The sequence below is a fragment of the Type-D symbiont of Plautia stali genome (genome assembly GCF_001485335.1).
GTDB classification, from domain to species: Bacteria; Pseudomonadota; Gammaproteobacteria; order Enterobacterales; family Enterobacteriaceae; genus Pantoea; species Pantoea vagans_C.
On sequence record NZ_BBOC01000023.1, the window covers coordinates 17,701 to 39,971 of the forward strand.

The 22,271-nt window shown below is 52.1% G+C and carries 26 protein-coding genes, 1 tRNA gene and 1 pseudogene; 13 read left to right on the top strand and 15 right to left on the bottom strand.

Annotated features, from left to right (window positions below; all coding sequences use genetic code 11):
- The first annotated feature begins 108 nt into the window (after window positions 1–108).
- Window positions 109–864 (top strand): hypothetical protein, encoded by a 756-nt coding sequence (locus PSSD_RS09495; RefSeq protein WP_058970972.1) that lies wholly within the window; start codon window positions 109–111, stop codon window positions 862–864.
- A gap of 25 nt (window positions 865–889) precedes the next feature.
- On the opposite strand, the gene PSSD_RS09500 is transcribed toward PSSD_RS09495, so the two are convergent.
- Window positions 890–1,600: a GNAT family N-acetyltransferase gene (locus tag PSSD_RS09500; RefSeq protein ID WP_058970975.1), complete on the bottom strand. Its 711-nt coding sequence runs from the start codon at window positions 1,598–1,600 to the stop codon at window positions 890–892.
- 104 nt (window positions 1,601–1,704) lie between these two features.
- On the opposite strand from PSSD_RS09500, the gene pdxR (PSSD_RS09505) reads away from it, so the two are divergent.
- Window positions 1,705–3,153 (top strand): MocR-like pyridoxine biosynthesis transcription factor PdxR, encoded by a 1,449-nt coding sequence (pdxR, locus tag PSSD_RS09505; RefSeq protein WP_058971054.1) that lies wholly within the window; start codon window positions 1,705–1,707, stop codon window positions 3,151–3,153.
- A 33-nt stretch (window positions 3,154–3,186) separates the two neighbouring features.
- On the opposite strand, the gene PSSD_RS09510 is transcribed toward pdxR (PSSD_RS09505), so the two are convergent.
- The 4 genes from PSSD_RS09510 to PSSD_RS09525 form a co-directional block, all read right to left on the bottom strand.
- Window positions 3,187–3,681: an RcnB family protein gene (locus PSSD_RS09510; protein WP_058970979.1), complete on the bottom strand. Its 495-nt coding sequence runs from the start codon at window positions 3,679–3,681 to the stop codon at window positions 3,187–3,189.
- A 157-nt stretch (window positions 3,682–3,838) separates the two neighbouring features.
- Window positions 3,839–5,020, bottom strand: a complete 1,182-nt coding sequence (locus tag PSSD_RS09515; protein ID WP_058970983.1) for a serine hydrolase domain-containing protein — start codon at window positions 5,018–5,020, stop codon at window positions 3,839–3,841.
- Window positions 5,021–5,166: 146 nt separating this feature from the next.
- The gene (locus PSSD_RS09520) at window positions 5,167–5,949 is read right to left on the bottom strand and encodes a MetQ/NlpA family ABC transporter substrate-binding protein (protein WP_058970986.1); all 783 of its coding nucleotides are present in this window, start codon (window positions 5,947–5,949) and stop codon (window positions 5,167–5,169) included.
- Window positions 5,950–5,970: 21 nt separating this feature from the next.
- Complete coding sequence (locus tag PSSD_RS09525; RefSeq protein ID WP_058970989.1) at window positions 5,971–6,984, bottom strand: isopenicillin N synthase family dioxygenase; 1,014 nt, start codon at window positions 6,982–6,984, stop codon at window positions 5,971–5,973.
- 207 nt (window positions 6,985–7,191) lie between these two features.
- Here PSSD_RS09525 and PSSD_RS09530 point away from each other — a divergent pair, with 207 nt between their 5' ends.
- Window positions 7,192–7,869, top strand: coding sequence for a YecA/YgfB family protein (locus tag PSSD_RS09530; protein ID WP_039329571.1), 678 nt, complete (start codon window positions 7,192–7,194; stop codon window positions 7,867–7,869).
- 334 nt (window positions 7,870–8,203) lie between these two features.
- Here the strand turns inward: PSSD_RS09530 and PSSD_RS09535 are convergent, their stop codons facing one another.
- Both PSSD_RS09535 and PSSD_RS09540 read right to left on the bottom strand, forming a co-directional pair.
- A complete protein-coding gene (locus PSSD_RS09535) occupies window positions 8,204–9,253 on the bottom strand; it encodes a DUF1176 domain-containing protein (protein ID WP_039327660.1) in 1,050 nt (349 codons plus the stop codon).
- Between the two features lie 84 nt (window positions 9,254–9,337).
- Window positions 9,338–10,228: a LysR family transcriptional regulator gene (locus PSSD_RS09540; protein WP_058970992.1), complete on the bottom strand. Its 891-nt coding sequence runs from the start codon at window positions 10,226–10,228 to the stop codon at window positions 9,338–9,340.
- Window positions 10,229–10,318: 90 nt separating this feature from the next.
- Between PSSD_RS09540 and PSSD_RS09545 the strand changes: the two genes are divergently transcribed.
- The gene (locus PSSD_RS09545) at window positions 10,319–11,095 is read left to right on the top strand and encodes an NAD(P)H-dependent oxidoreductase (protein WP_039327656.1); all 777 of its coding nucleotides are present in this window, start codon (window positions 10,319–10,321) and stop codon (window positions 11,093–11,095) included.
- A gap of 15 nt (window positions 11,096–11,110) precedes the next feature.
- Here the strand turns inward: PSSD_RS09545 and PSSD_RS09550 are convergent, their stop codons facing one another.
- From PSSD_RS09550 to PSSD_RS26535, 5 genes and pseudogenes are all read right to left on the bottom strand, one after another.
- The gene (locus PSSD_RS09550) at window positions 11,111–11,440 is read right to left on the bottom strand and encodes a DUF1493 family protein (RefSeq protein ID WP_039327654.1); all 330 of its coding nucleotides are present in this window, start codon (window positions 11,438–11,440) and stop codon (window positions 11,111–11,113) included.
- Between the two features lie 114 nt (window positions 11,441–11,554).
- Window positions 11,555–12,127 (bottom strand): flagellar transcriptional regulator FlhC, encoded by a 573-nt coding sequence (gene flhC, locus PSSD_RS09555; protein WP_039327652.1) that lies wholly within the window; start codon window positions 12,125–12,127, stop codon window positions 11,555–11,557.
- 10 nt (window positions 12,128–12,137) lie between these two features.
- A complete protein-coding gene (flhD, locus tag PSSD_RS09560) occupies window positions 12,138–12,479 on the bottom strand; it encodes a flagellar transcriptional regulator FlhD (RefSeq protein WP_058970995.1) in 342 nt (113 codons plus the stop codon).
- A gap of 276 nt (window positions 12,480–12,755) precedes the next feature.
- A complete protein-coding gene (gene fliA / locus PSSD_RS09565; protein ID WP_058970998.1) occupies window positions 12,756–13,484 on the bottom strand; it encodes an RNA polymerase sigma factor FliA in 729 nt (242 codons plus the stop codon).
- Window positions 13,485–13,812: 328 nt separating this feature from the next.
- Window positions 13,813–13,935 (bottom strand): annotated as a pseudogene (locus PSSD_RS26535) (methyl-accepting chemotaxis protein); the annotation flags it as partial.
- Between the two features lie 356 nt (window positions 13,936–14,291).
- Here PSSD_RS26535 and PSSD_RS09570 point away from each other — a divergent pair.
- From PSSD_RS09570 to PSSD_RS09580, 3 genes are all read left to right on the top strand, one after another.
- Complete coding sequence (locus PSSD_RS09570) at window positions 14,292–14,969, top strand: winged helix-turn-helix domain-containing protein (RefSeq protein WP_158649444.1); 678 nt, start codon at window positions 14,292–14,294, stop codon at window positions 14,967–14,969.
- On the top strand, window positions 14,935–15,459 hold the full coding sequence (locus PSSD_RS09575) for a hypothetical protein (RefSeq protein WP_039327645.1): 525 nt from the start codon (window positions 14,935–14,937) through the stop codon (window positions 15,457–15,459). Before PSSD_RS09570 ends, PSSD_RS09575 begins: the two co-directional genes overlap by 35 nt.
- A 146-nt stretch (window positions 15,460–15,605) precedes the next feature.
- The gene (locus PSSD_RS09580) at window positions 15,606–15,899 is read left to right on the top strand and encodes a flagellar protein FlhE (RefSeq protein ID WP_167347665.1); all 294 of its coding nucleotides are present in this window, start codon (window positions 15,606–15,608) and stop codon (window positions 15,897–15,899) included.
- A 47-nt stretch (window positions 15,900–15,946) separates the two neighbouring features.
- Here PSSD_RS09580 and PSSD_RS09585 read toward each other — a convergent pair whose 3' ends face one another.
- Together PSSD_RS09585 and PSSD_RS09590 are read right to left on the bottom strand one after the other, a co-directional pair.
- On the bottom strand, window positions 15,947–16,333 hold the full coding sequence (locus PSSD_RS09585; RefSeq protein ID WP_039327643.1) for a DUF1090 domain-containing protein: 387 nt from the start codon (window positions 16,331–16,333) through the stop codon (window positions 15,947–15,949).
- Between the two features lie 164 nt (window positions 16,334–16,497).
- Window positions 16,498–16,582 (bottom strand) — tRNA-Leu (locus PSSD_RS09590).
- Between the two features lie 347 nt (window positions 16,583–16,929).
- Between PSSD_RS09590 and PSSD_RS09595 the strand changes: the two genes are divergently transcribed.
- On the top strand, window positions 16,930–17,445 hold the full coding sequence (locus PSSD_RS09595) for a YjjA family protein (protein ID WP_058971057.1): 516 nt from the start codon (window positions 16,930–16,932) through the stop codon (window positions 17,443–17,445).
- 256 nt (window positions 17,446–17,701) lie between these two features.
- Here PSSD_RS09595 and pdxR (PSSD_RS09600) read toward each other — a convergent pair whose 3' ends face one another.
- Window positions 17,702–19,078: a MocR-like pyridoxine biosynthesis transcription factor PdxR gene (pdxR, locus tag PSSD_RS09600; RefSeq protein ID WP_058971003.1), complete on the bottom strand. Its 1,377-nt coding sequence runs from the start codon at window positions 19,076–19,078 to the stop codon at window positions 17,702–17,704.
- Between the two features lie 97 nt (window positions 19,079–19,175).
- Here pdxR (PSSD_RS09600) and PSSD_RS09605 point away from each other — a divergent pair, with 97 nt between their 5' ends.
- From PSSD_RS09605 to PSSD_RS09625, 5 genes are all read left to right on the top strand, one after another.
- Window positions 19,176–19,616, top strand: coding sequence for a GNAT family N-acetyltransferase (locus PSSD_RS09605; RefSeq protein WP_058971006.1), 441 nt, complete (start codon window positions 19,176–19,178; stop codon window positions 19,614–19,616).
- Complete coding sequence (locus tag PSSD_RS09610; RefSeq protein ID WP_058971009.1) at window positions 19,613–20,218, top strand: FMN-dependent NADH-azoreductase; 606 nt, start codon at window positions 19,613–19,615, stop codon at window positions 20,216–20,218. Before PSSD_RS09605 ends, PSSD_RS09610 begins: the two co-directional genes overlap by 4 nt.
- A gap of 14 nt (window positions 20,219–20,232) precedes the next feature.
- Entirely contained in the window at window positions 20,233–20,712 is a 480-nt protein-coding gene (locus PSSD_RS09615) for a carboxymuconolactone decarboxylase family protein (RefSeq protein ID WP_039327637.1), read from the top strand.
- Window positions 20,713–20,807: 95 nt separating this feature from the next.
- On the top strand, window positions 20,808–21,443 hold the full coding sequence (locus PSSD_RS09620) for a hypothetical protein (RefSeq protein ID WP_058971013.1): 636 nt from the start codon (window positions 20,808–20,810) through the stop codon (window positions 21,441–21,443).
- A gap of 93 nt (window positions 21,444–21,536) precedes the next feature.
- Entirely contained in the window at window positions 21,537–22,211 is a 675-nt protein-coding gene (locus PSSD_RS09625) for a MarC family NAAT transporter (RefSeq protein ID WP_058971016.1), read from the top strand.
- The last annotated feature ends 60 nt before the right edge of the window (window positions 22,212–22,271 follow it).

Genomic DNA, 22,271 nt, shown 5'->3' on the forward strand with positions numbered 1-22,271 from the left:
TAATTGATTTTTTTCGAGGCATCGCGCAAAATAACAACGATTGCATAGGTAAACTATCACCTGTCGGATAGTCTTCCTTTTATTGAGGAAGATGACAGGAGTACACGGATGACACTCGCTATGATGAATACGCACAAAGCCTACAAATCTCTGCAACAGGCCGGTATTGAAGACAGGCAAGCAGAAGCCTTGGTTGAAATATTTGCGGAGATGCAGCAAGAAAATGCCTTAACTAAGTCTGACCTGTCTCAGGCGATGGGGAGTTTGGTGCGCGCCCAGAGTGACACCAATCATCGTATCGATAAGCTGGATATTCGCATTGCGCAATTTGAAAAGGAGGTGCGTTTACAGTTTCAGGGCATAGACCAACGCTTTGATGCTAATGATAAAGTGATTTTAAGTTTCAGGGAAAGATTCGATAAAATCGATGCCGAATTCGTCAAAATCTACGATAAATTTGACAAGATTGATGTGGAATTCTTCAAGATCAATGAGAGATTCGTTAAGATTGACGAAAAATTCGCGAAGATTGATGAGAAATTCGAGAAAATCGACGAGAAATTCGCGAAAATTGACGAGAAATTCGCGAAGATTGATGAGAAATTCGCGAAGATCGACGAGAGATTTGACAGGATCGATGAGAAGTTCGATAAGATCGATGAAAAGTTCGCTAAGATTGACGAAAAATTCGAGCAAATAGACCTTAAATTTATAAAAATGGACGCCAGGATCAGCGACTTAGATCAGCGAATGCAAATAGGCTTTGCGGAATTGAAGCGAGACAACATTTGGATCCGCCGACTGCTACTCGGGATGACCACCGCAACAGTACTCGCCGCCGCCAAATACATTTTTGTCGGTTAGCCGGGCCTGATGCCCGGCACGATCATCATCTTACACGCAGTGTCTCAAGCCTGGTGCGCTGCGTTCCATCCTCACTGAAATTCTCCACCGCCAGCCAGCGCTCAAATGCCTGTTTCAATTCCGGCCATTCACCATCAATGATCGAGAACCAGCAGGTATCACGGCTGCGGCCTTTATACACAATTGCCTGACGGAAAATACCTTCAAACTGGAAGCCCAGGCGTAATGCTGCCTTGCGTGAAGGCTGATTACAGCTGTCACATTTCCATTCGTAGCGGCGATAACCCAATTGATCGAACACATAACGCATCAACAGATAGTGCGCCTCTGTCGCCATACAGGTTTGCTTGAGCAGCGGTGAAAAAGCCACATGCCCCACTTCAACCGACCCGTGCGCCGGGTCAATACGCATCAGTGCCAGAGTTCCCACCGCTCGCTGACTGCGCAAGTCAATCACCGCGAAATGCATCGGGTCACGGCCCTGTTCAATTTTTTGTGCATACGCGAGATAAGCCTCTTCATCCGGGAAAGGCTCTGCAAACATATAGGTCCAGTCGCGCCCATCAGCAGCTTGCGCGTAAGCATTGTAGAGATCGCGCCCATGACGTTCAGCATTTAACGGCTCAAGGCGGCAATAATGGCCGGTGAAAATTTCGTAAGAGGGCCAACTGCGCGGTTGCCATGCTGTCAGTGGCGCGCCAACGGGTTGCCCGTAAGCATTAGTGTATTGCGTCATTGCTCAATTCCCTTGTCAGTGAAAGCCTGTTGCACAGCGTGCCAGTTAGCTGGCATGTTAAAAAGCACCACATTCGATGAAATTTATGGGTCCACGTGATGACCATGAACGAGAGTGAACTGCATCAACTCTTATTGGCTCCGCTGGAAATTAACAGCGAGCTAACGCTCCAACAGCAGTTGTTTAAGCGCATCAAGCAGGCCATTCTGATCGGCGCGCTCCCTGCTGGCACGCGTTTACCTTCGACCCGCCAATTAGCGGGCGATCTCAAGGTGTCACGTAACACCGTGACCGGGGTGTGGGCGCAGTTACAGGCTGAAGGATTTTTGCTCAGCGATCGCCAGGGCAGCCGCATCAGCGCTATCGCTCAACTTCCCTCTTCTCCATACGATGAAGTTGATGCCAGCAATATCACGCTGTCCCCCAGAGTCGCTCAGTTGCGTTCGACCCATCGCATTTTGAGCCAGGAGATGGCTCTGCGGCCTGGCATCCCAGCGCTGGCGCACTTTCCGCTGGCACAGTGGCGGCGAGCACTCAATCATGTAATGCAGCATCAACCCCAGCCATTGCTGGGCTATGGCGATCCGCTCGGTGAACACACGCTGCGTGAAGCGTTGGCACAGCACCTGGCACTGGCGCGTGGGGTGCGCTGTACGCCCGAACAGATCGTCATTACCGATGGCGCACAGCAAGCGCTCACATTATGCGTGGCGTTGCTCAGCCAGCGCGGCGATATCGGTTGGGTGGAAGAGCCGGGCTACCGTGGGGCTAAAGCCGCCATGCACTTGGGTGACATGCGTATCAAACCCATCGCAGTGGATGAGCAAGGACTGGCACCGCAAGCCAGTGACTGGCAACAACGCCCACCGACGTTGATTTACACCACCCCCACCCATCAATACCCCACTGGCGTAGTGATGAGCGCCCCTCGTCGCCTGGCACTGCTGGCCGCCGCTCGACAACATCAGTCATGGATCATAGAAGATGACTACGACAGTGATTTTCGTTACAGCGGCGAACCGATTGCTGCGATGCAAGGCATGATGCAGCCCACGCCGGTGATTTACGTGGGATCGTTCAGCAAGACGCTGTTTCCATCACTGCGTATCGGTTTTATGGTGCTTCCTCCTCAATTACTGCCTCAGTTACGCCCGGCTTTGCATGAATTACTGCGCGGGGGAAACCGCCTCGAACAGCAAGCGCTGGCCCTGTTCCTCCGTAATGGGGATTTCAATCGCCATCTCAGCAAAATGCGCCGTCTTTATCGCCAGCGCCAGGCCAGCTTACGTAGCGCACTACAGCAGGTCTTTGGGGCACAGGTTCCGCTATTGGGTGGTGAATGCGGTATGCATCTGGTGTTGCGTCTGTCTGAAGATCAACAGGACCGCGAACTGGTGGATAGATTGATATCCCATGGTTACGCACCTGGCGCACTATCAGGATTTTATTGGGGAGAGGAAAAACAGCAGGGATTGGTGCTGGGTTATGGCAACACCAGCACGAGCCAGATTATGGCTGGCGTTGCACATATCGCACAGTGTATATCCGGATAATCGCGGCAGCATCATGGCCGCCGCGCAAAGGGATTACCCTTTAAAGAAGATATCGCCAGACTTGCCCATCACAATCTTGCCGCTATCGTCGGTGATCAGGATGTAGTTGGCATTGATATAAGCCCAGTGAGTCCCTGGCTGCGGTGCTGGCAGATGGCGTGGTTGCCACTCGACAATGGTGTACTGCTTTTTACGGTACTCATCCGGCACCATATCACCGACCTTGTACTCTTTGTAGTCGATCACAATAGTATGCAGGTCGTAGTTATTTTGGCCTGCTGGCGCATCTTGCATGCCATTTTGTGACGGGCGAATCGGTGCAACATCACCAGAGGACTCAGCCGGCTCATTGCTGGCAGGTGCATCTGCGGCCGGGGTCTGGGTTTGTGCATCAGGTGCCACCTGCTGAACTTGTGGTGGCGGTGGTACGTTATCCGTTTGCTCGCCTTCAGCCAGCGCGGCTGGGGTCAGGCTCAAAGCGCCCAGAAAAATTCCTGCAGAAAGAAAGGTGACGTGTGTCCTGCGCATTGGTGATTTCCACTCTGGTTAATTATTAACTGTCCAATTTAGTGACAAGTGCAGCACGCAGAAGGTTCCCTCCACGCGCTGTGCGCGTCAAATATTGCTGCACAGCATACCTCAGCGCGAGCATTTTTTGACGCAGCAAAATTGCAAGCAACCGTGTTCAGGGTTCGGCGTGTTTTTTCTGCGCCAGATCCATCAGCAAGGCGATACCCAAATAGTTGCTCCAGTTAAATGCATTCTGCAGCACGACGATGGCATTACCATTTTGCTTATCAAAGCCAATAAAGCTGGCGTATCCGCCGATATAGCCCACTTGATAGGTAATTTTCTCATGGCCGTAAGTATCGGTTACCCAGGCAATATTCTGTGACTGATTGCCGTGTTGCTCATAACCGCGATTCACCTGAGCAAAAGCCGCGTTAATCGGCGCATTCGCATCATCGTGCAGATGCGCATCCAGATAGCGGATCAGATCACGTGCGTTGCTGTAGAGACTCGCGGCGGCCACCATATTATTACTGAACGCCCAATCCGGCGTCAGATCGCCACGCGGAATGAACTTAGGCTGATCGCCTGCATGCCCCAAGGCGCGCCATGGATAGCCAGATAAGGTTTGTGGGTGGAAACTGCTGCTGGTCATGCCCAGTGGCTGGAACAGATTGCGTTGCGCCAGCGTCTCGATATCCTGGTGCAATCGATACTTGAGAATGTAACCGAGGAGCGCGTAACCCAGATTGGAGTATTGCGCGGCAGGTTTTGCGGGGGCATTAAAATCAGCCAGATAACTTAGCACCGCATCGCTATCGAGATTGCCGTAAAAATTCTCACCGCTGCGTAGATAAGCCATAAACTTCATGAACATCGGCAGATCCATATCCTGCCGCGGCAAGCCGGAGGTATGCGTCACCAGTTGCAGCAGGGTGATACGTTTGGCATCGGCACTGAGCGGCACACCTGGCGGTAACAGTGTGGCGAGGGTGTCATTCCAGTGCAGTTCACCGCGATCCACCAGTTCAATGATCACCTCAGCCGTCATGCCTTTGCTGAGTGAACCGAGCGCAAACAGCGTATCCGGCGTAATCGGATAACGGTGCACGGCATCGGTGACGCCAAAGCTATAAAATTTCGGCGCGTGGCGTTCATGGATTATCGCAATGCTGATGCCAGACACCTGCTTTTGCTGCATGTAATGCTGCACAATGTCATCGACGTTTTCATTGAAGGTGGCATGCGTGAGATAGACTTTATCGCCAACCGGCGCTGAAGTTTGCGATAGCGTGCCACAGGCGCTCAACAGCAAACTGCAGCACAACAGCAGCGAGCGCGACATAATGCGGCGCATCACCGATAATTCCTGGTGAAAGTTTTCATAGCAGTTGATTTATATATTGTTTTTATTTTTAGCAAAACGTGCGATGGGTGTTTGTGGCGAAATATAACACAGAAGAGGCTATCCGCCACCTGCCAGAATCAGGTGGCGGAAGGGGATTATTGATTAACCGGAATAACCGAACCGCGATAATGCTGGTTGATAAATTCAGCCGTTTGCTTTGACTCCAGATCTTTCGCTAATTCGAGAATGCGCGGGTCATGAGCCAGCTTTGGCGTGGTGACCAGCACATTCGCATACGGGTTGTCCTTCGCCTGTTCCAGCGCCAGCGCATCCTTTGAGGGGACTAACCCCGCCTGCAACGCATAGTTACCGTTAATGATCGCCAGCTGTGCATCATCCAGCGCACGTGGTAGCTGCGGTGCCTCGATTTCAATGATTTTCAGGTGATGCGGGTTATCACTGATATCCGCCGTCGTGACCAACGTCGTGGCACTGTTGCTCTTGAGTTTAATTAAGCCACTGGACTGTAAGAGATAAAGCGCTCGACTAAGGTTAGTGACGTTATTCGGCACCGCCACCTGCGCCCCATCAGGCAGATCTTTCAAGGATTTTACTTTGTGCGAGTAAATCCCCAGTGGCTCAATATGCACCGTTGCCACCACCGCAAATTTCTCTCCAAGGGCTTTTTCCTGATCGCGCAGATAAGGCACGTGCTGGAAGTAGTTGGCATCAACGTCTCCGCGCGCCAGCAATTCGTTCGCATTGAGGTTGCCATTCAGCTCAATCACTTTGAGATCGAGGTTTTTGTCACTCTGTTTGATGTGGTTGAGGATTTCGCTGTGTGGCACCGGATCGGCTGCTACGCGCAGAGCGGCAGCTGAAGCGTATGAACTCATGACTGAGATCATTACCAACGTTGCTATCACCTTTTTAGTCATGGGCTTTCCTTACTTTTATGATTATTTAACGGGAGTCAAAGCGTCGGCGTAATAGCGTGCCGCCACATCACGATGGGAGCGCAAACGCCCCTTGAGATAATTCCAGCCTACCTCCCGCAGCAGCGGATTGGTCGGGTCGCTGGTCGGGCCCAGTGCTTCTGCAGCCAGATGCGGGGGTAATTGATAGAGAGGGACTTCGGCATCTAATTGCGCACCGAGGAAAAAGGCGATGGAGACGCGCGCTTTATTCGCAGGGGGTGACACCACGCGATGCACTGTGGCGCGCAGATAACCATTGGTGGCGATTTCCAGCAGTTCACCGATGTTCACCACAAACGCACCGGGTTCAGGCAACGCATCTACCCAGTGATCAGGGGTCACTTCCACCTGTAAGCCGGGTTGATCGTCCTGCAACAGAAAGGTCAAAAAACCGGAGTCTTTATGCGCCCCCACCCCCTGCTGGCTGGCGCTGGCCGCCTGTCCGGGATAGCGAATGAGTTTTACATGCTCATTGGGATGCGTACCGTATAACGCATCAAAGGCATCGGCGGGCAGAGACAGAGATTTTGCAAAGGCGCGTAACAGGCGCAGAGCAATGGCCGTCATTGCCTGTTGCCACGCGTGAATCACTGGGCGCAACTGCGGCAGCGCTTCCGGCCACAAATTCGGCCCTTGTAGTCGGAGCCAGGCTGGATCACCCGCCTGTAACGTCAATGCAGCTCGCTCGGCCCCAATATCAAACTGTTCACGCTGATCGCGCTGTTCACGGGTGTATTCCACGCCCGCACGGTTGTAGCCGCGAAAATGTGGCGAGTGGATCATGGAAACGCGCTGCTTCTCCTCATCTGACAGCGCAAAAAACGCCTGAGTGATAGTCTGAACGTTCTGCAGCAGTTGCGGATTAATGCCATGATTGGTCAGGTAGAAAAAACCGACGTCGCGCGCGGTGGTTCGCAATTCAGCAAGGTATGGTGAGCGCTCGGCATCGGGTAATTCCAGCAGCGCGAGATCCAGCACAGGCAATGTTTCAGCCATTGTTTGGCGTCCTTTATGCAGAAAAATTCTGCTTTTACGCTGACATCTGGCGTCAATTCCAGCCAATACTGTTGGGAAATATGTTATGGCGAATGATTTTTAGCAAAGCTCCTGCAATCGTTATGCAGAAAGCGATAAATCGCGGTCACTTGTGGCTATAATCGCGCCCACTTAATGTCTGCCCAAGCCTCGAACAGGAGATGTCATATGAACCAGGGTCCATTAACCGAAAAAGAGCTGAACTGGCTGGAAGATATGCTGGAGAAATACGGCAACGAACAGTCAGTGGTGGATACGTCTGAACTGGACGGTATGCTGACCGCACTGCTCTCTGGCCCCAATGATATCGAACCCAGCGAGTGGCTGGTGGCAATGTGGGGCGGGCAAAAGCAGATTCCAAAATGGGCCAATGAGCGCGAGATGGATCGCTTTATGGCATTGATCTTCCAGCATTTCAACGATATTGCTGAGCGTCTGGCTGAATTCCCGGATCAGTTTGATCCGCTGTTTGGCTTCCAGGAGATGGAAGGTCAGGAGTTCACCGTGGTGGAGGACTGGTGCTACGGATATCTGCGCGGCGTGGCGTTGGATAAAGACTGGTCCGAATTGCCGGAAGCACTGCAACCCGCCATGGACGCCATCACCCTGCACGGCAGTGAAACACAGTTGGCTAAGCGCGAAGCCTTCTCGCCGGAAGAGTTTGAAGCCAGCATCGAGGCCATCCGCCCTGCCGCATTGGAGTTGCACGAGTATTGGCAAGAGCAGCGCCTGGCACAGCCCGATCCTGAGCCACAATTGCCCCATTTTGCCGGCGAGAAAACCGGTCGTAACGACCCTTGCCCGTGCGGAAGCGGTAAGAAATACAAGCAGTGCTGCGGTAAGTAACCCGGCTTTTGTAGCGGTCGCCATTTATAGCGTAATTCATCTCAGCTAAGCGACTGGCGATAGCGCAGTCTGGAACCGCTCCGGGGCTGGCGGTCCTCGCGCCGCTACGCGGTGCCTTCACTTCACTCGTCTGCCTTAACGGACCGGTGCCGATGGAACATCCATGTCCAGCGCCACCTTTCGCCCGCTTCCTGCGGGCTCTCCTGGCATACTCGCTCCGTTCAGCGCTGCGGAATGCCTGCCCCGGTGCGGCCCCAGCCTGCTCTGTAACTTCTGTGCGCGTTATTAAAAGGGCCCACAGTTAAGTGAAAGGCTTTTATAGAAAGCACGAGGATTACGGTGCCGGTCTGACCTCCGTCACCAGCGTTGGCAACTGCCAAGCGCCGCCTGCACGAATTGCGCGGCACATGCCGGTTGTCGCATCGCTACTCTGCACAAAATCTTTGCCATCCCATACCCAGGCAGCAGTGCTCCAGCAGTCGCCAATGCCACGACCTTTTTGCGCTTCGGACACCACTCCTTCGCTGTAGTCTGAACCGGAATCGGTGATCAACTGCGGTTTGCCCTGCAAGGATTTGTCGATTAACCAGTAGCCATAACCTTCGTTATACGCCCCGCGCCAGCAAAGTGCGGCGATCAACACATGTGCATCATCTACTGGCGTTAACGTTAGCGGTTCGGCCCCCTCTTCGGGCTGATCGTCGGTCGGCGCCAGGTTGTCACAACTGTCATCGTCAGTTAGCGAAGCAATCAACTTTGGTTTCAATAGCGCCAGCTCATCATCCGTCAAGGGGCGAGGTGTGGCTTTTTCTACTTTGACCTGTTGGATCACTGGCATCGATACCGCCGCCGGTACACTGCTCTCAGACTTATTGCCCTTGCGCACCAATGCCCCTGGCGTGCTGAGTCGCCCTTGCGCATCATCCATTTTCAGCAGCGTGGCGAACGCGCCGTTGCTGGAAAGCTCAAACGGCTCTTCGCCGCCGCGAAACTCCACTTTACCGTTGCCCTTAATGGCATTGATCAGCGCCAGCGTTTGCACATCGGTGAGTGTCCACTCATCATTCTCGGCTTTTGCTACCTCACCCTGCGCATGGTCATCGATCCACAGCGCCAACGTATCCACCTGCTTGGAGTCGTCATCACCGGTATCGGCCAACACCACACGACCGTGGGTAACGGCGTTTGGTCCCCCTTCACGCGTGAGCAACACCGAACCGCCAGCACCCTCTTCAGCGCTGTAACCGGCAGCGCGACAGGTTAAGGTATTATCACAAGCGAGCTCCCAGTCTTTGTGACTAAAGGAGACGCCGTCTTCGTCTGCTAACAGTGGCGCGCTTAAACTGGTGAGCAGCGCTAACGCCAGCAGCAATCGGGTTTTCATGCCATCTCTCCATAATGGTAAAGGTGGCTAGTGTGATGATTTTTAGCGCGCGGGAGAAGTGAATTTTTTGCGCTAAGCGTGAGCTTATAACGACGCCACAATCTGCTGTCGCAGCCACTGCTGCGCCGGATCGCGGTGCAGGCGTTGATGCCACAGCATCAAAATATCAAAACCCGGTATCTCCAGCGGAGGCGTGCAGACACGAAGATATGGCGTATTGCGCACCAGTCGCTCCGGCACCACGGCGACTAAATCGCTGCTCGCCAGCACCTCCAGCATAAACAGAAAATGGGGCACTGACAGCGCGACCCGCCGCTTACGGCCCAGCTTAGCCAGCGCGCTATCGGTAGCCGCGCTGAATCCGCCACCATCAGGTGAAATCAACACAAACTCCAGCTGACAAAATTGATCCAGCGTGGGCGGCTGCTGCAGTTGTGGATGATCTCGTTGCCCGGCCAGCACGTAGCGCTCACTGAACAACTTGCGCTGATGTAAGGTCGGGGGCGCGTTGTCACCGGTATGAAACACCAGATCCAACTCGCCTTTTTCCAACTGCTGCGCCACCTGCGGTGGATTCAAAGTGAAGACCGCCATACGGCTGCGCGGCGCAGCATCACGAATTAAATTGAGCGCCGGCAGTACAAGTGCCGAGGACATGTAATCCGTTGCGGCAATGCGCCAGGTCTGGTCGGCGTGGGCAGGATTGAAAACGTCAGGCGGCGCCACGGCGCGGGTTAATGCTTCCAGCGCCAACCGTAACGGATCGCGCAGTGCTTCCGCTCGTGCCGTTGGTAACATCCCACGTGGTCCCGGCAGTAACAGCGGATCGTCCAGAACCGTGCGTAACCTGGCAAGCTGCGTACTCACCGAGGGTTGTGACAGGTTAAGACGTTGTGCCGCACGCGTGACATTAAGCTCTTCCAGCAACACATCAAGTGTCTGCAACAGATTTAAATCCAGCGAGTTGATATTCACCGTGGCTATACCTGAGATATCCGTAATTGATTTCTACTATAGCCAGCCTCGGCTTAACCTGCAGGGGTTTTCATCTCACAGGATTCCGCCATGAATGTACTGATTGTGTATGCCCATCCAGAACCTCGTTCACTCAGCGGTTCATTGAAAGATTTCGCCATCGAGCACCTGCAAAACGCAGGGCATCAGGTGCAAGTATCGGATCTCTACGCCATGCAATGGAAAGCGCAGCTTGATGCAGCCGATACGTTAGCGCCCCTGGTCGGTACGCATTATGACGCGACGCTGGATTCACGCTATGCGTTTGACCATCAGCAACAGCCTGCCGATATCGCGGCAGAACAGGAAAAACTGCGCTGGGCCGACACGGTGATCTTTCAGTTCCCTCTGTGGTGGTTCACCATGCCCGCCATCATGAAAGGCTGGTTTGACCGCGTCTACGCTAACGGATTTGCCTACGGCGTGGGGGAGCACAACGAACAGCATTGGGGCGATCGTTACGGCGAGGGCAATATGGCAGGCAAGCGCGCAATGTTGGTGATCACCACTGGCGGTTGGGAATCACACTATAGTCCACGGGGCATCAACGGCTCGATTGATCAGCTACTGTTCCCGATCCAGCACGGTATGCTGTTTTATCCAGGCTTTAGTGTTTTGCCCCCGCTGGTGTTTTATCGCGTACAGAAATCCGCACAAGAGCGCTTTGCAAGCTGGTGCGATGCGTTAGCGACGCGACTGGATACACTGGCCGAGACGGCACCGATTGCGTTTCGTCAGCAAAATGGCGGCGATTATGAGATCCCGGCGCTGACGCTAAAAGCTTCACTGGCGTCCAATGAGAGCGGCTTTGGTGTGCATGTGAAGTGATGACGTGGCGCTAGCTTACTCGAACAGCCAACGCCCCGCTTTGGCCGACTCAATCAACATAGCGAGCGTGAAGTCCGGCACCACCGGGACTTCACGCTTGTTAAACGGGTTGAGGATCTGCACCAGAGAAGGCTCATTGGGATAGTAGGTTTCAATCGCAAAACCGCCACGTTCAACTGCAAATTCAGCAAAGAATTCATCCATTAACGCCTGCGCTTCTTCACGCTCAAAGTTGAGATCGCTGTCGATATCAACCTGTGGAGTTAAGGTCTTCTGCTTAAACAGATAAACGCCGTCGTAGCGACGCACTAATTCATAGATGCGCTGGTCGATGTCATCGGTCATGAGCTACCCTCCTGCTAAATGAGGGGGCTATTCTGCCATGCTATCTGACCAGCGGGGTGAAAAAACTGTGCACCTGGCGTGCGCTATTCTCTTCACCACCATGGTAACCCATCGCTATAAGAGTGCGTCCGTCACCGCGTCCAGCACATGCCGTGAAACAACGTGGCTGATATGAGTCCGTTTACTGGCGCGTGAGGGCGGGCAGCACAAACTGCAAGTAAACGGGTTCTTAATATTTTCGATAATCACTACAAATCCCCCTTGGCAAATGCGGCAGGCTTTGCGTGAAATAATGCCGCAGTCAATAAAACGTAATAATGTCCATGCCCGTGTCAGATCCAGTACGGGTTTTTTCTGACTTTGGCAATAACATTGTTCAAGATAAAGACGGTAGGCTTTCATGAGCGCTTTAATAGGCGGACATTTTTCCGTTTTAATTAAATAGAGGTAAATGTTGTAAAACATGGATGAATGAATATTTTTCTCCCACGACATAAACCAGTCTTCAGAAAAAGGTAGCATACCTTTGGGAGGAGGACATCCACGTAATTCTTTATATAAACGCAAAAGGCGTCGTCGACTTAATGAGGTTTCAGACTCCAGTACCTGCATCCGCGCACCTAATGCGATCAACTCCATAGCAATATGCATTTCATGCAACTCCTGCAACAAGTTTTTCTCACACATGCCACACCTCTTAGCTAACGGTTAGAGATTCTGTATTCAATGAATTAAGCAGGTCGGTTGATAAAATAATTCCAGTGTGAATTTTCTGCAGTGCTTCTATACGTGAATCTTTTGTGAGGTTTTCGATCATCACTTCGTCATTGATTCGCAAACGACAAATAAATTGATTAGTGGCAGACATTTTAATTAACTGCGGCAATGTCAATGCTTTGATATTATCTAGCGTGGCTTCTGACAAACCCAAACGAAAGCCTGCAGCAAACTTGTCTTGCCTGATCAACTGTTGTGCTAATAGCAGGTAAGATAAATTCATATCATGGATATGTTGCAAGTACTCATCAAAGTTAGACATTAATACACCTTAATCATTCAGAGCAGAAGTAAGGTAACAGGAAATATCAATTCCTCGTTTAAGGCTGATAAGCGATTTTGCACTGTAATGGAACAGAATTGAAAGCAACGCGCAACATAACCGCTTACAGCAATGGGGAAATAGTATCCTTCAGAATTTTTACGACAACCCATAAGAGAAATAACATATGCCAACCAATTGAAAATCAATAGAAATAATATTATTAAATGTTATTAACCATGATGAAAGTTTTTCCATGAATACAAAAAATAACAATCACATCGTGTAATCACGATCCATTATTCTTCGCAACCTTTTTATTGCCAAACTGTGAAGTTGACTCACACGAGTTTCTGTGACATTTAGAATCAGGGCTATATCATGCATATTAAGATCATAGTGATAATAGAACTGAAGTATTCGTTGTTCACGTTCAGGGATAGAGGCTATATGCTCAGCAATACGCAATGCGAGGTTGTTTTTTATCGATTGATGTACCGGGTCCAGCAATGCATTCTCGTCATCTGGCTGCTCCCAAAGATCATCATAACTTTCTTGTAATTCATCAATTGATAAAATTTGAATGCTGTTAGTATCAGCCAGCATCTGCTGAAATTCACACAGCGGCACCCCCATACGCTCAGCGATTTCCATTTCGCTGGCATTTCTCCCATTTTCTTGTTCGAGCTTTTGTATAAGGGCAGAAATTTCTCGCGAATGCTTTCTGATCCGCCGAGGGACCCAATCACGATCACGCAGTTCATCCATTAACGCCCATTTTATGCGTTGAGTAATCCAGGCACTCAGTGCCACCCCTTTACGCGCATCAAAACTGTCGACAGCAGAGATGAACCCGATAGCTCCCGCCTGAATCAGATCATCGAATTCGATACTGGCTGGAAGGCGTTTTTGTAAACGTAACACCTCCTTCCTCACCAGACTCTGATATTTATTCCACAACGTGATTTTATTATCTAAGCCAACATCGATATATACCCTACGCATCACATTTCTCACCCAACATTAATTCATTCAAAGTATCGGATGAAATTCAGCGTTCACATAGCGCAATAAGACTACGTCAACTTGACTAATTCATTTAATGAATTATCGTGAATTTTAATCATTAAAGTAGTGGCTAATATTTCTTATTTAAAAAAACCAATACGGAGCCTATTTTTCAGCCAACAATCCTTGGCGTTTATCATGCGGTTTGGCTTTCAGCCGAACGGACTAGGGTGCAGCCTCATTGCTAAGCATAAAATTGCGCCCCCCGTTTTTCCAACGCATCCAACTACGCTTCTAATCCACCCGCGACCATGGCCGCTCCTGTCACCACTGCAAACCCGCGCCTTTGTTCGCCAGCGCGCGCCACTTTCACGGCAGAATTAAGTGCCAGAATATTGGTTTGATTGGCAATACTGTCGATCACACCATTGATATCGGCAATATGGCGCTAATTCACGGTGACTTACCCCATGATTTGCTCCACACTCAGCGTTAAAACTCAGTGCTATATCAAGCTAATCAGGTACCACAGAAAATCTAAAGTCTGCTGTGTTAACTCCGCGTAATTAATATCTTCCATGTGCATGCTTTGCCCTCCTTTCAAGGGCTTTTTTAGTCCAAGAGGCTGCAGTTTATAGACGAAAAACAGACATCATTATTTGTGACCTCTGGCGCGAATTAGCCGCTCTGGCATTGTTAATAATCGGCAAAAATTATCTAATGAACGATATGATATCTCTCGGTTTTTCTGCCACGTTAGCCAGACATAAACGCCTCCTGATCCGTAATCATGATGGGAAGTCTGTGACGCTCCCTGCCAGTGCCGCGCTCTGTTTAGCGGCACTGGTAGAGGCGCAAGGTGAAGTGTTATCACCGGAACAGCTAATGGATATTGGCTGGCGTCAGGTCGGTTTTGCCGCCACTGAAAACAGCGTGCGCGTGATGATCAGCAAATTACGTCGTGCGCTGGTGTCGCTGGATCTTGATCAACAGATTCACCTGCTGGCCGTGACACGCAGCGGTTACCGTTTGATAGTACATACCTCAGATCCTGAGGATCTTCCTCCCTGCCCAGCGCCGCTCGATGCCCACCAACCCGAAGTTCAGCCTTTCCGCTGGCAACGCGCGCTGTCGATGACCCTTGGCGGCATTGTTGCCGGTATCGCGACAGGGTTGGTCGCACAACACTTATGGCTTCTCACACCCAAAAAAATCGATTTTGTCACCTGGCATGGTGGGGCGGTGTCGGTTGAGAGCCGGGTATGGGTGCCGAAGCATCAGCAAACGCACCATGAACTGATTGAAGCCACATTGCTGACCTACACACGCTATGTTTTGGGCCCCGATCGGCCCGCTGCTCGGGAGTTGTATATCACGCTGGGTATCGCCAGCTCCCATCATCATCAAGGCTTGATCGCCTGCCACCAACCTTTGCAGGAAGCCAACAATGGGTGTGAATCCTACTATTTCCGGGTTAATTAAATTTCCACTTAGCGCGCTGTTTCTGGGTGGTTTTCTCCTCGCGCTGACCATCATTATCGGGCGGTGGTGGCTGATCTCATCCCAGCAAGCGCAATGCAGTTTCCCCCTGGCGTTTTATGACATCAAAAACCAACAGGAGGTGGTGCTGACACAAGGCATTTATCGCAGCTATCGTGATGGTTTTTATCACGGTCACACCAGTTATATCGGCACACTGTCGCGCTTTATCGATGGTGTGCCGATCGCGCCGGTGACCCATATCAATCGCGCCATCTGGTTTGAGCACAAATTCCATTACAACCTTTTGAAAATTAAGGCCACACATCTCAGTCGGGGGTTGGGGGACAAGAGTCATGACGACGACGTCAGAGAGTATGTGTTCCCCCATATCCAGTTAGGCGATATCAGCGTCATTGGCCTCTATCTGTTGAACGGCAAGGTACTGGCCTCTGGCACCGAGAATACACCGCGCAACATCTGCATCAGGTAGCGCCGGGTTAACGCAGTGCGGCCACAAAGTGCGAAAGGCAGGTGAAAATATGCGCCATCAGTTGTGTAAAGAGAGGTGCCAGCGTGACGGTGTTTAGGAACATCGCTATTAAATTGAGAAAGCGCGCAGTAACCGGCATGTTATCGATGCTGAAAAGCCGCCCGGTGCAGCTTGCTACTGCGCCACCAGCAGGAATGATTGCCACGAAACTGGCCTGCCGCATTACCACTGACGGCAAGGTGCCAATGGGGTTTCAGGTACGGGTGTGCGGTGGCAACCGCTGTGTGCGTTTGTCCGGTTTAAGCGGTGAAATGGTGCTCCCCGCAGGATTCCCGGCTGGCGGGCCACTGTGGTTTGAGTATGTTTCAACGGTGCGCGGCGTGATTGCGCCTGCGGTGACGATTTTGAGTAATCAGGTGACTGTGGGGTATGTGTGGTAAGCGGGCGCTTTACTGCGCCCCACGGCTAATATCGAGAAGTCATCGCGCTACTTTGCCAGCATCGCTTTTGCTCGATTTAGCTCATCACGTGCGTCATCCAGTTTGCGCTGCTGCTTCTCAATTTTCTCGTGGCGACCATCGGCTTGTGCTTCACGCAACGACTGTTCACGCTCCTGCACCTTCTGCTGTTTTTCCGCCACTTTCTCCTGGCGCGCTTTAAGTAAACCACTGTCTGTGCAGTGTTCACTATTTTCACGCAGTGCTTTCTCCAATCCTGCAATACGCGCCTTATTGCCCTGCTCACGTGCCATTGAAAGCTCTTGCTGAATCTCCTGCTTTTTAGCTTCACAACCGGTTGTGTCATTGGCCGCTTGTGCAGACATCACCGTCAGCGAAGTCACTAAAACTGAAAGAGAAATTAATACCTTTTTCATCATGTACCCAGTGTTTAATAATAGAGGAGCGATTATAAGGATTGTTCTTAACAGGTTCTTAAGGGTGATCAATTTCAGGCAAATAAGGGAGACGGGATGTGTCAGGGAGATAATTCAGGCAAAAAAAAGCCGCTCATAAGCGACTTAATTTTTGCATCAATCGATGGTGCCGAAGGCCGGACTCGAACCGGCACGTATCTCTACGGTTGATTTTGAATCAACTGCGTCTACCGATTTCGCCACTTCGGCACTGAAGAGGATGCGGAAAACGTTGGGGATTATACCGTTACGAACGAAGTGCGCAACTGGAATCAACAGGGTTGTGCGCTAAGCGTTGAAAAAATCAGCACTCTGAGTGCGAATACAGCAGTCAGAGTCCTCAAGCAGGGTAATTTTCCGTTTTGTGCATCGGGAGAAGCATCTGTGTAGGCAGCGGGCGGCCTAAAGGTCGCCCCTACAAGACTGGAGCCCACACTGGAAAAACCAGAACACTCCCAAAGTGCCGCACTCCCCCTCTTTGATTTGGAACTTTCCTACTATTCATGGTTCATAACCCAAACTGACAGTGTCAGATGTATAAAGACAACGAGGTTGAGATGATTAAAGTAGCGAAAGGCACAATTTGGGGATTGGGGATCGCGGCAGCACTGGTTGCTGGAAGCGCATCAGCGGCGAGCTGGCAGGATCAACTGAGCAGCGCGGCGTCGCAGCTGTCTCAGCAAAACAATAGCACCTCTACCACCAGCAGCACACAGAACGGCGGTCTGTCACTTTCGTCGCTGACTGGATTGCTGAATGGCGGTGATAAAGCGGTTAGCTCTAACAGCATGACGAATGCCGCAGGCGTGATGTCTTACTGCGTGCAACACAACGTGGTGGATAACAACGTGGCATCGGTGAAGGATCAGGTCCTGAGCAAGCTCGGTCTGAGCAGCACCACCGCGCAAGAGCAGAAAACCGATTACCAGCAGGGTCTGCAAGGTTTGCTGAACACCGGCAACGGCCAGCAGCTGAACCTGCAGAGCCTGAGCAATTCACCGATGGGTGAGAAGGTGAAGACAAAAGCCTGTGATGTGGTTCTTAAGCAGGGCAAGAAGTACATCGGCATGTAATATCCGCCATCATTCAAGGCGCAGGTGCGTTGGCTGCTCTCGTTCCCCCGAGCTCATCGGGAGTCTCTCGGTTGCCGCCTGCCTGCATCATGAATGGTTTGGAATAGCAATATTCTGGCGCGAGCTGTCCCTCGCGCCTTTTTTTGTCTTCAGCGCAATAAATTGCGCCGCTACGGTTATATTGTAGGCGCGTCCGATAGCGACGACGGGTGGCCTGAAGTTCGCACCCTAAAAAATGTGGCGTCCAACACCGTGGCTACTGCATCAAATCATGCGTTTCCGCCGCCACGCGTTCCAATACTCCCACCGCTTGCTCATAGGATTGGATATTGGTGTAGCCAATCACCAGCCCGTAGCGCTTTTGTGTTTGTGTATACCAACCGGAAAGCGGTAATACGCGCAGTTGTTGGCGCTGCCAAATCTCCGCCAGTGCCACGTCCTGAATGCCCCGTTGCAGGAAGGCGACGATGTGCATGCCGCCATCGGTCAGTTCAAACTCAAACAGCTGGGGAAAACAGTGCTGGAGCGCATCCAGCATCATGCGGCGTCGTTGCTGATACAGTGTGCGCATCTTCTTGATGTGACGATAGAAATGCCCTTCACTAAGAAACTCCGACAGAATTTTTTGCGGCAGCAGCGGCATGCCGGTTTCCAGGATTTCACCCAGCTCACGGAAGCGCTCAATGGTCTCTTGCGGCATCACCAGGTAACCGACGCGCATAGCGGGCATCATGGTTTTGCTGAAGGTGCCGGTGTAAATCACGCGATCGTGAGCATCCAGGCTTTTTAGCGCGGGGATCACTTTGCGCGTGTAGTGAAACTCTCCGTCGTAATCATCCTCAATGATCCAACTCTGTTTCTGCTGCGCCCACTCCAGCAACTGATGCTTGCGCGGCAACGAGAGCGTGACAGCCAGCGGGCTGTGATGTGTCGGCGTCACCACCGCAAAGCGTGCGTCTGAGTGATAGCGTTGCAAATAATCAACATCAACGCCTTCACGATCGACTGGCACGTAGTGCAGATTAGGTGCGATGCGCTTCAACAGTTTCTGGCCAAAGAAGTAGCCAGGATCTTCAAACAACACCTTGTCATGAGGATGCGCTAACACCGCCAGAATCAGCCGCAGATTCGCGCGGTAGCCGGTGGTGATGAAGATCTGCTCCGGCTGGCAGTTCAGGCCGCGCGAAATATTCAGATAACTGGCAATGGCTGCACGCAGCGGCTGATAGCCCATGACCGAAGGCATGATCATCTCGTCCGGACGCAGTGTGCGCGCCGCTTTACCCGAAATCAGCAGCCACTTTTTGTGCGGAAACTCATCCAAGGCTGGAATACCCAGCCGCAGCTCGCCTTTGCTTTCAATCACCGGACGCTCAAGACGGGCGGGCTCTGGCGCAGGTGAGACCGGTGACGCATCGCCGAGATTGAGTGCGGGATTCACACGTGTACCTCTGGCGCCCTGGCTCACGAAATACCCTTCCCCGATCAGGATTTCATAGGCGGCTTCGACGGTTTTCCGCGCCACTTGCAGTTCACTGGCCAGCACCCGGATCGCAGGCACGCGATCGCCCGGCTTCAAGCGCCCTGCCACAATCTGATCGCGATAACGTGTATAGATCTCTTTGTAACCCATCTCATGTCCTACCTGTTTTCACCGATATTGACCCTTTTCCCTCAGACATAGAAGTTTAAGATGCACACATCCACCACGCAACCGCACGCAGGTCGCTATGAAGATTGCACATTACGACAGCCCCGCTCAGTTGGCTCGCTGCTTTGCCTTAATGCAGGAGCTGCGATTTAAGCTGACTGATCAGGCCGCATTCGTTGCTCAAGCACAACGCCAGCAGGCACAGGGGTATCGTTTAGCGGGTATCGAACAGCATGGCAAACCTGTCGCACTGGCGGGTTATCGCCTGCAGGAAAACTTCATTCATGGCCGTTTTTGCTACGTCGACGATCTGGTCACCAGTAGCGCCACGCGCAGCGAAGGCTTTGGTGCCACGCTGCTTAACGCCCTGGCTGAGCTGGCACGTGAACAGGGCTGCGGCCGCATGGTGCTAGACACCGCTATCAGTAACCAGCGGGCACAACATTTTTATCAGCGCGTCGGCTACACCGCGCTGGGACTGCACTTTTATCGCGATCTCGCAGAGGGAGAAAAATCATGAAACTGCTGCACATTCAGGTCAGCCCGGATCTGGCCGGATCGGCCTCACGCATCGCCTCGGCGCGGTTGGTTGAGAAACTGCGCGCGCAGCATGGCGATCTGGAAGAGACCATTGTCGATTTGGCACAGCATCCGCTGCCACACCTCGACGCCTTCACCATCGGCGCTTTCTTTACCCGCCCTGAGGAGCGTAACGATGAACAGCGTGCTGCGATTGCCACATCCGAAAATCTGGTGGACCAGCTGTTTGCCTGCGACACCCTGGTTATCTCATCGCCGATGTGGAACCTCGGCTTGCCGTCAGTGTTAAAAGCCTGGTTCGACCATATCACCCGAGCCGGAAGGACCTTCGCCTTTACCGCAGAAGGCACCAAAGTGGGCCTGGTAAACGGCAAAAAAGTCTACAGCGTAGTCGCCAGCGGCAGCGTTTTTGCCCACGGCCCCTTTGTACAGGATGACCAGTTCACGCCTTACATTCGCGTGGCGCTGGAGTACATCGGCATCACCGATGTGAATTTTATTCGTGTTGATGGCACCCATGATCCCATCAGCCGCGACACCGCCTTACCCCATGCTCTGCAAGCTATTGACCGTCTATTCTGAATGAGGAAAACATCATGACTTCACGTGTTAACCATTTTAAAACTGCGCCAGCGCTGGCTAAATCCATGTCCGATTTCTCCAATACCGTCGCCAATACCGCGCTGGAGAAATCACTGAAACATCTGATCGATATCCGTGCCTCACAGCTGAACCACTGCGCCTTCTGCCTCGATATGCATGTGAAACAGGCGAAAATTGATGGCGAGCGCGAACTGCGTCTGCATCATGTTTCGATCTGGCGTGAGTCTCCGCTGTTCAGCGCCCGCGAAAAAGTGGCTTTTGCGCTGACCGAAGCCCTGACCCGCATTGGCGAGCAGGGTGTTGATGAAGCGCTGTACGGTGAGTTGCGTGAGCACTTCTCCGAGGGTGAAATCAGTGAGCTGACTTTCAAGATTGCCGCCATCAACACCTGGAACCGTTTGATGATTTTGTCACAGATGGTGCCCGGCTCTCTGGACAGCGCTTATGGGTTAGATCGTGCTGATTTGCGTTAATTTTTCCCGCCAGTAGCCACTGCTGCTGGCGTTGTCATGTTCATCTGCGCTGCCTGACGCTATAGTGAGATTTTGCACCACACAGGACAGCGCGCATGAAAGGCATCAACATTGCGATTTACTTCGACCCCGACCTGATTCGCATCTGCGTTCACCAGCAGGATGAGAGCTATCTCAGCCAGACGTTCAATTACGACGACAGCGTCATTGAAGAGATATATCAATGGCTGGAGCAGTTCACCCCGAATCGCACTCACATTTGCCTGATTGAGCACGATACTGCCGATATCCTTGCCGACGAACTGGTGGATAACGGTTATCACGTCCATCAGGTCAGCCAACACGACCTCTTAAGCTGGTTCGCCAGCGAGCCACCGACGACGCCCGATGGTTCCCCCGTGCGTGCGCTGCTGCGCTATCTGGAAAACGAAAAGCCCGCTGAATATCAGTCACGCACGCCACAGATTGAAGCGCTGATGGACATGCTGGATGAGCTGGACGATCTGGAAGGCGTGGATGAAGTCGAGGATGAAGATAGCTTGCCCGATGACGTCCTGCGTCTGATGAAGCAGAAAAAAATCACTGCCGGTGAAGCAGCACAGCGTTTGCTGCCAGAGGTGAATGAGCGCATTCGCGAGCATCTTATCAGCTACCCAGAACTGATGACGCCAGAGCTGCTGGAGGATTTCTTCCCCGAGCTGCTGGAAGCGCTGGAAACGCCGAAGCATTGATGTGCTGTCACTTCGCGCGATAAATCGCGCCGCTACCCGGTTCTGTGAACGGTAACGGCGCAATTTATTGCGCATTTTCATTCGGGAAAAAACATGTTTGAACTGTTTAAAGCCATCGGTCTGGGATTGGTGGTGCTGTTGCCACTGGCTAACCCCCTGACCACAGTGGCGCTGTTTCTCGGCCTTGCGGGAGACATGAATTTCCAGGAACGTAATCGCCAGGCGTTGCAGGCGTCGATTTACGTGTTCCTGATCATGATGGTGGCGTGGTATGCCGGTAATGCAGTGCTGCACACCTTTGGCATCTCAATTCCTGGCCTGCGTATGGCGGGCGGGCTTATTGTCGCCTTTATCGGTTTTCGTATGCTGTTTCCCGCCAAACCCGTGGGTCATTCGGTAGAGGCCGAGCATAAGCAGGATGAAATTGACGCCAATATTAAGCGCGAAAGTGTGAATATCGCCTTCGTACCGCTGGCGATGCCGAGCACGGCTGGCCCTGGCACTATTGCGATGATCATTAGCTCTGCGTCAACGGTGAAATCTGGCGTCGATTTTCCCGCTTGGGTGGTGGCGTTGGCGCCGGTGCTGACGTTCCTGGCCGTGGCAGTGATTTTGTGGATTTCGCTGCGCAGTTCAGGGGCCATTATGAAGCTGGTCGGTAAAGGCGGAATTGAAGCGATTTCGCGTCTGATGGGCTTCTTGCTAGTGTGTATGGGCGTGCAGTTTGTGATTAACGGCGTGTTAGAAGTGGTGCGGAGTTTTCACTAAAATCCAGGGCGCCATCAATGGCGCCCCTACATTGCACTGTGCGTAACCACATGATTAGCG

Coding starts and splice junctions, on each gene's coding strand:
- PSSD_RS09495 (WP_058970972.1), top strand. CDS start 109: ATGACACTCGCTATGATGAATACGCACAAAGCCTACAAATCTCTGCAA.
- PSSD_RS09500 (WP_058970975.1), bottom strand. CDS start 1,600: ATGACGCAATACACTAATGCTTACGGGCAACCCGTTGGCGCGCCACTG.
- pdxR (WP_058971054.1), top strand. CDS start 1,705: ATGAACGAGAGTGAACTGCATCAACTCTTATTGGCTCCGCTGGAAATT.
- PSSD_RS09510 (WP_058970979.1), bottom strand. CDS start 3,681: ATGCGCAGGACACACGTCACCTTTCTTTCTGCAGGAATTTTTCTGGGC.
- PSSD_RS09515 (WP_058970983.1), bottom strand. CDS start 5,020: ATGCGCCGCATTATGTCGCGCTCGCTGCTGTTGTGCTGCAGTTTGCTG.
- PSSD_RS09520 (WP_058970986.1), bottom strand. CDS start 5,949: ATGACTAAAAAGGTGATAGCAACGTTGGTAATGATCTCAGTCATGAGT.
- PSSD_RS09525 (WP_058970989.1), bottom strand. CDS start 6,984: ATGGCTGAAACATTGCCTGTGCTGGATCTCGCGCTGCTGGAATTACCC.
- PSSD_RS09530 (WP_039329571.1), top strand. CDS start 7,192: ATGAACCAGGGTCCATTAACCGAAAAAGAGCTGAACTGGCTGGAAGAT.
- PSSD_RS09535 (WP_039327660.1), bottom strand. CDS start 9,253: ATGAAAACCCGATTGCTGCTGGCGTTAGCGCTGCTCACCAGTTTAAGC.
- PSSD_RS09545 (WP_039327656.1), top strand. CDS start 10,319: ATGAATGTACTGATTGTGTATGCCCATCCAGAACCTCGTTCACTCAGC.
- PSSD_RS09550 (WP_039327654.1), bottom strand. CDS start 11,440: ATGACCGATGACATCGACCAGCGCATCTATGAATTAGTGCGTCGCTAC.
- flhC (WP_039327652.1), bottom strand. CDS start 12,127: ATGTGTGAGAAAAACTTGTTGCAGGAGTTGCATGAAATGCATATTGCT.
- flhD (WP_058970995.1), bottom strand. CDS start 12,479: ATGTCTAACTTTGATGAGTACTTGCAACATATCCATGATATGAATTTA.
- fliA (WP_058970998.1), bottom strand. CDS start 13,484: ATGCGTAGGGTATATATCGATGTTGGCTTAGATAATAAAATCACGTTG.
- PSSD_RS09575 (WP_039327645.1), top strand. CDS start 14,935: ATGGGTGTGAATCCTACTATTTCCGGGTTAATTAAATTTCCACTTAGC.
- PSSD_RS09580 (WP_167347665.1), top strand. CDS start 15,606: ATGCTGAAAAGCCGCCCGGTGCAGCTTGCTACTGCGCCACCAGCAGGA.
- PSSD_RS09585 (WP_039327643.1), bottom strand. CDS start 16,333: ATGAAAAAGGTATTAATTTCTCTTTCAGTTTTAGTGACTTCGCTGACG.
- PSSD_RS09595 (WP_058971057.1), top strand. CDS start 16,930: ATGATTAAAGTAGCGAAAGGCACAATTTGGGGATTGGGGATCGCGGCA.
- pdxR (WP_058971003.1), bottom strand. CDS start 19,078: ATGGGTTACAAAGAGATCTATACACGTTATCGCGATCAGATTGTGGCA.
- PSSD_RS09605 (WP_058971006.1), top strand. CDS start 19,176: ATGAAGATTGCACATTACGACAGCCCCGCTCAGTTGGCTCGCTGCTTT.
- PSSD_RS09610 (WP_058971009.1), top strand. CDS start 19,613: ATGAAACTGCTGCACATTCAGGTCAGCCCGGATCTGGCCGGATCGGCC.
- PSSD_RS09615 (WP_039327637.1), top strand. CDS start 20,233: ATGACTTCACGTGTTAACCATTTTAAAACTGCGCCAGCGCTGGCTAAA.
- PSSD_RS09620 (WP_058971013.1), top strand. CDS start 20,808: ATGAAAGGCATCAACATTGCGATTTACTTCGACCCCGACCTGATTCGC.
- PSSD_RS09625 (WP_058971016.1), top strand. CDS start 21,537: ATGTTTGAACTGTTTAAAGCCATCGGTCTGGGATTGGTGGTGCTGTTG.